Source organism: Actinoplanes awajinensis subsp. mycoplanecinus, from assembly GCF_001509495.1.
GTDB classification, from domain to species: Bacteria; Actinomycetota; Actinomycetes; order Mycobacteriales; family Micromonosporaceae; genus Actinoplanes; species Actinoplanes palleronii.
On sequence record NZ_LLZH01000348.1, the window covers coordinates 14798 to 25731 of the forward strand.

The window sequence follows — 10934 nt, forward strand, 5'->3', positions numbered from 1 at the left end:
GTTTATCACACAGCTTGCGAGGTGGAGACGGGATTTGAACCCGTGTACACGGCTTTGCAGGCCGTTGCCTCGCCTCTCGGCCACTCCACCGAGCAGGCCCCGCACACGGAAATCCTGTGAGGCCTCTCCGAGCGGACGACGGGATTCGAACCCGCGACCCTCACCTTGGCAAGGTGATGCGCTACCACTGCGCCACGTCCGCGTTGTCTGCCGGGCTTCCCTGGCGACGGAGAAAACCATATCCGGTCACCTGCGGCTACGCCAAACCGGGGTCCCCTGGCGTGTCGTGACCAGGGCGGATGGACCGCCGTCGGCGGGGCGGAAATCATGGAGGCATGAAGATCCGGGAGATCACCGCCGACGAGCGTCCGGCGACCCTGTTCCCCCTGCAGGCGTACGCGTTCATGCCGTCGCCGTGGGATGACGACCTGGCCGAGAAGTACCGGCAGCGGATGCGGTACTTCACGACGACGACCTGCCTGATCGCCGAGGAGGACGGCGAGACGCTGGCCGGGGTGGCCGCCCTGCCGATGCGGCAGAACGTGCGCGGCCTGGTGCACGACATGGCCGGGGTGGCGTCGGTGACGACCCATCCGTCGGCGCGGCGCCGGGGCCTGGTCCGCGAGCTGCTCGACCGGTTGCTGCGGCAGACGCGGGAGCAGGGGTGCGCGGTGAGCGCGCTGTACCCGTTCCGGCCGAGCTTCTACGCGCGGTTCGGGTTCGTCGGCATCCCGGTGGCCCGGGTGGCCCGGTTCGCCCCGGAGGGGCTTTCCGAGTTGCTGCGGCGCGAGCTTCCCGGTGCGGTCCAGCGCCTGCCGATCAAGGAGGGCTTTTCACCGTACGACGGTCTGCTGCACCGGCTGCTGGACGAGCGGCACGGGTTCGCGGTGTTCGACGAGGTACGGGCCGCCGAGTTCCGCGAGGAGCCGTACTGGGTGGCGCTGGCCCGGGCCGGCGACGAGGTGGTGGGTGGGGTGCGCTACCGGATCGACGAGCACGGCGGTGACCTGATCGCGTCGAACCTGTTCAGCACCGGGCCACTGGGCCGGGCGCTGCTGCTGCAGTTCTTCGCCCGGCACGTCGACCAGGTCGCCCGGATCGAGGTGCGCCTGGGCGCCGACGAGCTGCCCGAGCTGTGGGGCACCGACCTGTCGGTGACCACCACCGGCACGGCCGACTACCCGCGCCGCAACGCCCCGATGGTCCGGGTGCTGGACGTGCCCGCGCTGGCCGGGTCCCGGGCCGGGCGGGGCGGGATCACCGTGGAGATCGCCGGCGACGAGCTGATCGGCGGCGTCTGGCGGCTGGGCGCGGACGACGGCCGGTTGACGGTCACCCCGGGCGGTACGCCGTCGGCGACGCTCACCGCGGCCGGGTTCAGCGCGCTGGCCTACGGAGTGCTCGACCCGGTCGAGGTGGTCACCCGCGGGCTGGGCGAGCTGGACGCCACCGCGATGACCCGGCTGGGCGAGTTGTTCCCCCGCGAGACGCCGTACCTGTTCGCGGAGTTCTAGGCGGGAGCAACGGAATTCTAGGCAGCAGCGACGGGCAGTCCGGGCGAGGTGAACGCGCGGCCGTCGTCGGTCACGGCGGCCGACTCGTACCCGTCGGCGACCCGCTTGGCCAGCCAGGCCAGGCCGGGTTCGCCCATCGCCAGCGCGGCCGTGGCGTACGCGTCGGCCACCGCCAGGTCCGGGCCGGCCACGGTCACCGAGCGCAGGCCCTCGGCCGGTTTGCCGGTACGCGGGTTCCACACGTGGGCGCCCCGCTCGTACGTACCGGAAGTGGCCACCGCACCCTCCCGGACGGCCAGGACCCAGGCGAGTTTGTCGGCCTCCCAGGGATGCCGGACGCCGACCCGCCAGGGGCCGCCGTCCGGCGCCGTGCCACGCATCCGGATGTCACCGCCGGCGTTGATGTGGTGCCGGGTCGAACCGGCGGCGGCCAGCCGGGCCGAGGCCACCTCGACCGACCAGCCCTTGACGTATCCGGACGGGTCCAGCGGCCCGGCCGCGTACGCGTCGAAGTACCCGTCGGTCTCCCGCCACAGGTCGGCGCACTTGTCGAGCACCAGGCGCAGGTCGGCGGAGCCGTCGGCCGGCTTCAGCGTGCCGGCCCGTACCCGGGACACCTCGCTGTCGTCCCGGTACGTGCTGAACCGCGCGTCCACCTCGTGCAGCCACGCGCACGTCGAGGCGACCAGCTCGCGCAGCCGCGCCTCGGGCAGGTCGTCCGCGATGTCGATGCTGACGACCGTACCCATGACCTGCTCGACGTGGCGCACGAGCACCGACCCTACGCGCCGGCGGCGTTCAGCGCGGCCTGCAGCGACGTGACGTAGGACTGGCTGGTGAAGGTGGCGCCGGAGACCGTGTCGACCTTGGCGCTCTGTGCCTTGAGGGTCTCCTGGCCGAGCTTGGTGACCGCGTTCGGGTTGATCGTGCCGCTGAACCCGGTCTTCGGGTACGTCGCGTTGGCACTGGTGATCTTGCCGCCGCTGACCTTGATGGTCACCTGGACCGTGCCGTACGGGTTCTGCACGGCCTTGCCCTGGTGGGTGCCGTTCTTCAGGCCGCTCTCGTCCTCGGCCTCCTCGGTCGGCTTGGCACTCGCCTTGCCCTTCGAGGACTCCTTCGCGGCGGGCTTCTTGGCCGCGGCCGACTCGTCCGGCGCCGGCTCCTCGGTCACCTCCTGGGCGGCCGGCTCGGCCGCCACCGGGGCACCCACCGGCTGCACGCTCAGGCGGACCCCGAGGATCAGGGCCGCGCCGGTGAGGGTGCCGACAGCTGCTGCGGTACTACGGCGCATGGCAAAACTCCCAGGTCGTAGGGGGTAGGGGGTAGGGGGATCAGAACTCGAACGGGTCGAGGTGGATCTGGCTGTCCGGCACGTCGAGCTGCTTGAGCGTCACGACGGCCGCGTTGACGAGTCCGGGCGGGCCGCACAGGTACACGTCCCGGCGGTTCACGTCGGGCACCAGCCCGCGCATGCCGGCCTCGGTGAACAGCCGCCGCGGTCCCGGGTCGGTACGGTTACCGACGATGTAACGCACCCAGGCGTCCCGCTCCTCGGCCAGCTCCTCCAGCTCGGCGCGGAACACCAGCTCGTCCGGGCGGCTGGCCCGGTAGATCACGATGGTGTCGGCCGGCATGTCCTCGAGCAGCGCGCGCACCGGCGCGATGCCGCTGCCACCGGCGATCAGCAGCGCGCGACGGCGGGTGCGGCGCTGCGCGGTGAACGTGCCGAACGGGCCCTCGGCCCACACCGGCGTGCCCGGCCGCATCTGGGCCAGCTTGGCGGTGTGCCCGCCGGCCACCGTGACGGTCAGCCGCAGCCACTCCCGGTTCGGTGCGGCGGAGAGCGAGAACGGGTGCGACTGCCACCAGCCGTTGCCGTTCAGGAACCGCCAGCGCATGAACTGGCCGGCCTGCGCGGGCAGCTTGTCCAGGCGCTTCGCGGCGATGTAGATGGAGAACGTGTTGGCGCCCTCGCTGACCACCTCGGCGACGGTGAACCGGTGCCGGGCGTTCAGCCAGACCGGCTCGACGATCCGGCCCCAGACCAGCGCCGCGATCACCAGCGCGCCCAGGCCGGGCCAGAAGTACGAGGCGAACCGGCCGCTCAGGTCCGCGCCGGTGGCGACCTGGTGGCCGTACCCGAGCAGCAGGACCAGGTAGCCGGTGAGGTGCAGCAGGTGCCAGAACTCGTACGGCAGCCGGGTGCGCAGGAACCGGACCGAGGTGAGCGAGATCAGCACCAGCAGGCCGGTGGCCACGGTCGCGCTGATCATCTCGGGGAACGTGGTGATCACCGTCCAGCCCTGCTCGACGACGCCGGTCTGTGCCAGCAGGGCGTACCCGTAGACGATCGTGACGATGTGGGCGACGACCGCGACCAGCAGCGAGGTGCCCAGCCAGCGGTGCCAGCGGAGCAGGTCGCGCGAGCCGACCCACTCCTCCAGCCAGGAGACCCGGCTCATCATCAGCAGCTGGATGAAGAGCAGGTAGCCACCGATCAGACCGGTGATCCGGCCGGTGGCCAGCATCAGGCTGGCGGTGTCGCTGACCGCGCCGGCCTGGGTGTCGAAGAGCCAGAGCGCCACGCTGGTGGCCAGCCCGGAGAAGAACAGCAGCACGGTGAAGAGCCGGTTGCCCGAGGTGGCCTCGGCGGGCGGGCGGTCGTCCGGCATCGGGACGCCGGTGCCGGCCTTCCAGCCGGTCGGGTCGGTGCTCGACTCGACGGCGATGTCACCGCGGCGGTAGGGGTCGTCGGGCCGGGACAGCGGGCCGGGCTCGGGCTCCGGCCAGGCCGGCAGCGGTTCCCGCGCGGCGTGCGACGGCGCGTCCCAGGACGGCCGTTCCACCGGGGCTTCCCGTGCGGGCCGTTCCACCGGGGCTTCCCGCCCGGGCCGTTCCACCGGGGCTTCCCGCGCGGGCCGGGTCGCCTGCGACGGCGAGTCCCAGGACGGGCGCTCCTCGTCGGCGTAGCGGGTCGCGCGGGACGGCGAGTCCCACGACGGCCGCTCGCGCGGGGCCCGGTCCTCCTCGTCGGCGTAGCGCGACGGACGGTCCTCCTCGGCCTGGCGGCGCGAGGCGCGCGACGGCGCGTCCCACGAGGGCCGCTCGGCCTCGGCGTGCCGGGACGACCGGGACGGCGAGTCCCAGGACGGGCGCTCCGGCGTACGGGACGGCGCGTCCCACGACGTGTCCGCGGCGTCCGAACGCAGGCTCGAGAAATAGCCGTCGTCGTCGTCCGGCAGCTCACGCTGGTCCTGGAAGGCCGGTATGGCCATCGTCGTCACCTGCTCACCAGTCGTCTCGCGGCGCCCGCCACCCCTGGCCGACGTGACGGTCCGGTCTCGGTCGGAAGCCGTCAGGAATGCGTACGCACCCCGCCGCCGGATGGCTCAACTTCGGACCGGAAAATTCCGGATCCCGGGACGGGATAGGTTCTGCGGGTGAGTGCCTCAACCCCTCCGGTCACCGTTGTCGGACTCGGCGCCGGAGGCTGGCAGGACCTTTCCGGTACGGCCCGGGCCGCGCTGACCGCCACCGATGTGATCTTCGGCTCGCCACGTCAGCTGGCACTGCTCCCGCCCGAGGTGACCGCACGCCGCGAGTGCTGGCCGTCGCCGATGCTCCCGGCGCTGCCCGGACTGTTCGAGGCCGAGCGCGACCGGCGGGTCGGCGTACTGGCCAGCGGCGACCCGATGTTCCACGGTGTCGGCGCCACCCTGGCCCGGATCCTCGGCCCCGGCCGGCTGACCGTGCACCCGCACCCGTCCTCGGTCGCGCTGGCCGCCGCCCGGCTCGGCTGGGACCTGGCCCGTGTCGACGTGGTGAGCCTGGTCACCGCACCGGTCGCGACGATCGGCCGGGTGCTGAACCCGGGCCGCCGGCTGCTGATCCTCTCGTCCGGCGCGGACACCCCGGCCGCCGTCGCGGCGCACCTGACCGCCCGCGGTTATCCGTCGGCACAGCTCACCGTGCTGGAGCAGCTCGGCGGGCCGGAGGAGCGGGTGCGCACCGGCGCGGCCGGCGACTGGGTGCTGCCGGTCGGCGACCCGCTCAACGTGATCGCCGTCGAGTGCGGTGACGGCCCGCCGGTCGCGGTGGTCCCGGGGCTGCCGGACGACGCGTACGCCTCGGACGGCCAGCTCACCAAGCGGGAGGTCCGCGCGGTCACCCTCGCCGCGCTCGCGCCCACCCCCGGCGCGCTGCTCTGGGACGTCGGCGCCGGCTCCGGCAGCATCGGCATCGAGTGGCTGCGCGCCCACCCGGCCTGCCGCGCGATCGCCGTCGAGTCGTCCGCCGGGCGGGTCGCCACGATCGCCGCGAACGCCGCCGCGCTCGGGGTGCCCGGCCTGCGGGTCGTGCACGGGACGGCCCCCGGGGCGCTGGCCGGCCTGCCCGAGCCGGACACCATCTTCATCGGCGGCGGGGTGACCGGCGACGGGGTGCTGGAGAGCTGCCTCGCGGCGCTGCGCCCCGGTGGCCGGCTGGTCGCCAACGCGGTGACGGTGGAGTCGGAGGCGGTGCTGGCCGGGGCGTACGCGAGACTGGGTGGTGAGCTGACCCGCCTGACGGTGCAGCGCGGTTCGCCGGTGGGTGGTTTCACCGGCTGGCGGGCCTTCATGCCGGTGACTATCTGGTCGGTGACGCGATGACCGTACATTTCATCGGCGCCGGGCCCGGCGCCGCCGACCTCATCACGCTGCGCGGGCATCGCCTGCTCAGCGCGGCGCCGGTCTGCCTCTACGCCGGCAGCCTGGTCCCCGCCGAGTTGCTGGACGCCTGCCCGCCCGGCGCGCGCCGGGTGGACACCGCGAACCTGACCCTCGACGAGATCATCGCCGAGATGGTCACCGCCTCCGCCGCCGGCCAGGACGTGGCCCGGCTGCACTCCGGCGACCCGTCGGTGTTCAGCGCGGTCGCCGAGCAGATGCGCCGGCTGGACGCGGCCGGCGTGCCCTACGACGTCACTCCCGGCGTGCCGGCGTTCGCCGCGGCGGCCGCCAGCCTGGGCCGGGAGTTCACCGTGCCCGGGGTGGCGCAGACGGTGATCCTGACCCGGACCGCCGAGCGGGCCACCGCCATGCCGCCCGGTGAGGACCTGGCCACGCTCGGCGCGAGCCGGGCCACCATGGTGCTGCACCTGGCCGTGCAGCGGATCGACGCGGTGGTCGCCGAGCTGGTCGGCAACTACGGCGCGGACTGCCCGGTCGCCGTGGTGGCCCGGGCCAGCCGCCCGGACGAGCTGATCGTCCGGGGCACGCTCGCCGACATCGCGGGCCGGGTCCGCGAGGCCGGGATCAAGCGGACCGCGGTGATCGTGGTGGGGGCCGCACTGACCGCGGGGCAGTTCCCGGACAGTCACCTGTACTCGGCGGACCGCTGCCGGTCGTGAGGATCCTGCTGCTGGGCGGCACCACGGAGGCGCGGGAGCTGGCCGGGCTCCTGGCCGGCGAGCACCACGTGACCACCTCGCTGGCCGGCCGGACCCGTGCGCCCCGGTGGCCGGACGGTGACGTACGGGTGGGCGGGTTCGGCGGGGTGGACGGGCTGGCCGCGTTCCTGCGGGCGGAGCGGATCGAGCTGCTGGTCGACGCGACGCACCCGTTCGCCGCCACGATGAGCGGGCACGCGGTCGCGGCCGGGGCGCTCATCGGCGTACCCCTGCTGGTGGTGCGGAGGCCCGGCTGGAGCGCGGCGCCGGGCGACGAGTGGCACCGCGTCGCGTCCCTGGCCGAGGCGGCCGTGACCGTGCGGACGCACCGGTGGCGGCGGGTTTTCCTGACCACCGGACGGCAGGGCCTGTCCGTTTTTGCCGAGCTGGACGAGTGCTGGTTCCTGGCCCGCTCGGTGGAGCCGCCGGACGCCCCGGCGCCCCGGCAGCTGCGGGTGCTGCTGGACCGGGGACCGTTCACTGTGGACGGGGAGCGGGCACTGCTGGCCGAGCATCGGATCGACGTGCTGGTCACCAAGGACAGCGGTGGCTCGGACGCGAAACTGGTGGCGGCTCGGGCGCTCGGCGTACCGGTGCTGATGGTGGATCGCCCGCCGGTGCTGGCCGCGCCGACCGTGCCCACCGCGGACGCCGCGGCGGCCTGGATCAACGAGACCGCCTTTGATCAGACCGATACCGGGTGGTCGAAGCCGTAGCGGACCACGCGGTTCTTGCCGCCCGCCTTGGCCGTGTACATCGCCATGTCGGCGTGGCGCAGCAGGTCGGTGACGGTGACGCCGGGCTCGGCGAGCGCAACGCCGATGCTCGCGCCGATCCGCACCGGGCCGGCCGTCAGCAGCACCGGTTCGGCCAGCTCGGCACAGAGCCGGCCAGCCGCCTCCTCGGCCCGCGCCGGATCGTCGAAATCGGACAGCAACAGCGCGAACTCGTCACCGCCGAACCGGGCCGCGAGACCGTGCGACCCGGCCGCCACGGTGATCCGCCGGGCCACCGCGACCAGCAACTCGTCACCGGCCGCGTGCCCGTGCCGGTCGTTGACCCGCTTGAAGCCGTCCAGGTCGATGTTGAGCAGGGCCACCGCGCCGCCGCCGGCGATCGCGTCCTGCGCCGCACCCAGGAACTTCGCCCGGGTGGGCAGCCCGGTCAGGTGGTCGTGGTGCGCCCGGTACTCCAGCTCGGCCCGGGCCAGCTGCGCCTCGTCGGCGAGCTGCACCTGGTACGACAGGCTGCGGAACGCGTCCACCAGGTCGGCCGGGACCGGGCGGCGCCCGCCGACGATCATCAGCAGCGGCGCGGTCGCCGGAGCACCGCCGAGCCCGTCGACGTGCCAGTCCCGGAACCCCGGCGCCAGCGCGGCCAGCTCGGCCGGATCCGGCGTCGCCCCGGTCAGCCGCCGCCCGGCGAGCTCGCCCGGCGCACCCGGCGCGTACGCGATCACCAAACCCTCGGAATCCCGGAAGACGATCAGCAACGCCACACCGGGATGCATCCGGACCAGCTCAGCGGAGATCCGTTCACCGACCTGGCGGATCTGACCACCATCGGACATCGCGAGCAGTTCCCGGCCGGCGCGCGCCAGCATCCCGTCCCGGATCGAGGCCAGCTCCTGCCGACGCAGACCCAGATAGAACGCCCGGGTCAGCACACCCATCAGCACGATCTGCGGGACCAGCCCGAGCACCGACGGGGCGTGCCAGGAGGTGGCCTGGCTGACCACGGCCGGGGAGATCGCGACCGCGACCGGCATGGCGACGACCGAGCCCGCCAGCCGGGCGAACCACCGCCGATGCGTGTCGTAGAGCGAGCAGACGATCAGCAACACCAGCGAGAGCGCGGTGCCGGCCAGCGGATCCGCCAGACCGGACGCGCCGACCGTGACCAGCACCGGCACGACCGGCACGGTCCACCAGGAGGTACGCCCGCGCCGGTAGACGACCGCGAGCAACACCACCAAGGCGATGATCGATGCCGCCGAAACCCGCTCGTAGGCGGCCGACCGCAAGGGGTTGCCGACCTGGCCGAGCTGGATGAGCACGGCCAGACCACCGATACCGGCCGCGGCGAGCCGGGTCCGGTCGAGTGCCCGGGTTGGCATCTGTCTGCGCACGGCGGGAGGATCGGCGCCGGCCGCGCCGACCTGAGCGAACCCCCGCCTGCGGAAACCCGACAGTTCACCACCACCACATCGGTGCGACGCTCGATTCATGTCGCCGGTCCGCGCTCTGCCCGCCGAGCTGGACGCCGTGCGCGCGCTGCTCGCCGACGGGCTGGCCCAGATCACCCGGAGCACCGACGACCTGGAGCAGTTCTGGATCCGCTCGGCCTGCGCCCGCCTGACCGAAACCGACGCGGTCCTGGCGGAGGCGGCGACCGGCGGGGCGGGCCTGATCTCGCTGCTGGTCACGACGGCGGTGTCGTTCGGGGTGGTGGCCGGGGTGGCCGCCCTGGCCCGGCTGGCCGGCGCCGGCGCGGCGGGGGTGCTGGTGGCGTCCGGCGTCCTGCTCGTCACCACGCTGCGCCTGCTCCCGGCCCTGCGCTCCGTCCTGGCGCGGCGTTCCGTCGCGGCTGCGGCCCGGCATGTCGTGCCCACCGTGCCGATGCGCTCCTTCGGCCTGGCGCAGTACGGTTTCGCCGAGGTGCCGGAGCCGCTGGTCCGGGCCCGGGTCCAGCTGGTCTCGGCGACACTGCGCCAGGCCGGCTCGGCGAACTGGCCGCTTCCGGCACTACGCCTCGCGGTGCCGGCCGATCCGGTCCTGGCCCGCCTGGCCCACGCCGACCTGCTGCTCTGCCAGGCCATCGACTGCCTGGAACGCTACCTCGACGACCTGGCCAAGGAGTAGCCGTGAGCCGGGATGATCCGTTCTCCGGCGGGGTCGCGCCGCGGCTGCGACGCCTCGACCAGGAACTCGCCGAGACCGTCACCGACGCGCAGTGCCGTGACTGGACCGCCGACCGCCCGGACCGGGTGGGTTTCGCCCGCCTCGGCCAGACCCGCCGCGAGCTGCTCACCGCCGCCGCCCGCTACCGCCCCACCACGAGGCCCGTCGACGGTCCGACGTTGCTGGCCGCGCTGACCGCCGGACTGCTGGTGACACTCCCGCTGCTGCTGGTGATCCCCGGCCCGACCCGGCCGCTGCCGCTGGCCGGAATCGCGGTGGCCGGCGTCTGGGCGGCACTCGCGGTCCGCGCGGGGCTCCGCCGCCTGCGGATCCGCCGTTCCCGCCGGGCCGTGGCCGGTCCGGCACCGATCGACGACCCTTATCTGTACGCCGGCCTGCGCCGCCGCATCGAATCCTGCGCGGCGTCCGCCCGAGCCGACCGCTCGTACCGGCATCGCGCCGCGGCCACCGATCTGGAATACGCCCTCGACTGGCTCTCCGCCGCCCAGGAAGAACTCCCCCGGATCCGCTGACCCACCACCCGGCTGGCGCCGACGGCTGCCTCAAACCGGCCGAGACGACCGTGTGCACCAGCCGGGCACGCGGCCGGCGCCGACGGCTGCCTCCGACGGGTCGAGACGGCCATGAGGACCAGCCGGGGCCGCTCGGCTGGCGCCGGCGGCTGCCTCAGACCGCTTGAGACAACCCTGAGCACCAGCCGATGCCGCTCCAATGCCGCTCAGCTGATGTGTTCGGGTGCAGGTGGGTAGGGGTGTCGTTGCGGGCCGGGAGGTCCAGTCGCTCGGTGTTGTTGTAACGGTCAGCGTGGGTGATCGATGCCGGCGAGGCGGCAGGAGTCCGCGCTCGGCGTCGGCAGGGCGGCAGGAGTCCGCGCTCGGCACTGAAGGGGCGGCAGGGGTCCGTGGTGGGCCGGTTCGGGGGCGGTGGCGGTCCGCGGTCGGGTTGTGCGTGCGGCTAGCGCCCCCAGGTGGCAAGGCCGCGCGGTTAGGGCGGTGGTGTGGTTGTCAAGGGTGTGGGTGGGAGGGCGTAGTGGCCGGGGCTGGTTCTGGTGATGTAGCCCTTTTTGGT

The 10934-nt window shown here is 73.7% G+C and carries 10 protein-coding genes and 2 tRNA genes; 6 read left to right on the top strand and 6 right to left on the bottom strand.

Annotated elements, in window-relative coordinates; genetic code table 11:
• Positions 1 to 19: 19 nt before the first annotated feature.
• Together ADL15_RS49940 and ADL15_RS49945 are read right to left on the bottom strand one after the other, a co-directional pair.
• Positions 20 to 90: transfer RNA gene (locus ADL15_RS49940), tRNA-Cys, on the bottom strand.
• 40 nt (positions 91 to 130) lie between these two features.
• Positions 131 to 202 (bottom strand) — tRNA-Gly (locus tag ADL15_RS49945).
• A 133-nt stretch (positions 203 to 335) separates the two neighbouring features.
• Between ADL15_RS49945 and ADL15_RS49950 the strand changes: the two genes are divergently transcribed.
• On the top strand, positions 336 to 1514 hold the full coding sequence (locus ADL15_RS49950; protein WP_067708317.1) for a GNAT family N-acetyltransferase: 1179 nt from the start codon (positions 336 to 338) through the stop codon (positions 1512 to 1514).
• Positions 1515 to 1531: 17 nt separating this feature from the next.
• On the opposite strand, the gene ADL15_RS49955 is transcribed toward ADL15_RS49950, so the two are convergent.
• Genes ADL15_RS49955 through ADL15_RS49965 form a run of 3 tightly spaced genes read right to left on the bottom strand, consistent with a single transcriptional unit; the run spans position 1532 to position 4792 of the window.
• Complete coding sequence (locus tag ADL15_RS49955; protein ID WP_067708350.1) at positions 1532 to 2263, bottom strand: FAD:protein FMN transferase; 732 nt, start codon at positions 2261 to 2263, stop codon at positions 1532 to 1534.
• A gap of 32 nt (positions 2264 to 2295) precedes the next feature.
• On the bottom strand, positions 2296 to 2808 hold the full coding sequence (locus ADL15_RS49960) for an FMN-binding protein (RefSeq protein ID WP_067708319.1): 513 nt from the start codon (positions 2806 to 2808) through the stop codon (positions 2296 to 2298).
• A 40-nt stretch (positions 2809 to 2848) separates the two neighbouring features.
• Positions 2849 to 4792: a ferredoxin reductase family protein gene (locus ADL15_RS49965; RefSeq protein ID WP_232345124.1), complete on the bottom strand. Its 1944-nt coding sequence runs from the start codon at positions 4790 to 4792 to the stop codon at positions 2849 to 2851.
• Positions 4793 to 4957: 165 nt separating this feature from the next.
• Between ADL15_RS49965 and ADL15_RS49970 the strand changes: the two genes are divergently transcribed.
• From ADL15_RS49970 to ADL15_RS49980, 3 genes are read left to right on the top strand one after another with little or no spacing between them, the layout of a single operon-like run.
• Complete coding sequence (locus tag ADL15_RS49970) at positions 4958 to 6166, top strand: bifunctional cobalt-precorrin-7 (C(5))-methyltransferase/cobalt-precorrin-6B (C(15))-methyltransferase (protein WP_067708322.1); 1209 nt, start codon at positions 4958 to 4960, stop codon at positions 6164 to 6166.
• Positions 6163 to 6906 (top strand): precorrin-4 C(11)-methyltransferase, encoded by a 744-nt coding sequence (gene cobM / locus ADL15_RS49975; RefSeq protein WP_067708325.1) that lies wholly within the window; start codon positions 6163 to 6165, stop codon positions 6904 to 6906. The genes ADL15_RS49970 and cobM overlap by 4 nt, the downstream gene beginning before the upstream one ends.
• Positions 6903 to 7661, top strand: a complete 759-nt coding sequence (locus tag ADL15_RS49980) for a cobalt-precorrin-6A reductase (protein ID WP_067708328.1) — start codon at positions 6903 to 6905, stop codon at positions 7659 to 7661. The genes cobM and ADL15_RS49980 overlap by 4 nt, the downstream gene beginning before the upstream one ends.
• Here the strand turns inward: ADL15_RS49980 and ADL15_RS49985 are convergent.
• Complete coding sequence (locus ADL15_RS49985) at positions 7631 to 9073, bottom strand: GGDEF domain-containing protein (protein WP_198171364.1); 1443 nt, start codon at positions 9071 to 9073, stop codon at positions 7631 to 7633. The two genes, ADL15_RS49980 and ADL15_RS49985, sit on opposite strands and share 31 nt — an antisense overlap.
• 97 nt (positions 9074 to 9170) lie before the next feature.
• Here ADL15_RS49985 and ADL15_RS49990 point away from each other — a divergent pair, with 97 nt between their 5' ends.
• Positions 9171 to 9806, top strand: a complete 636-nt coding sequence (locus ADL15_RS49990; RefSeq protein ID WP_067708334.1) for a hypothetical protein — start codon at positions 9171 to 9173, stop codon at positions 9804 to 9806.
• Positions 9807 to 9808: 2 nt separating this feature from the next.
• Positions 9809 to 10378, top strand: coding sequence for a hypothetical protein (locus ADL15_RS49995; RefSeq protein WP_067708336.1), 570 nt, complete (start codon positions 9809 to 9811; stop codon positions 10376 to 10378).
• Positions 10379 to 10934 lie beyond the last annotated feature (556 nt).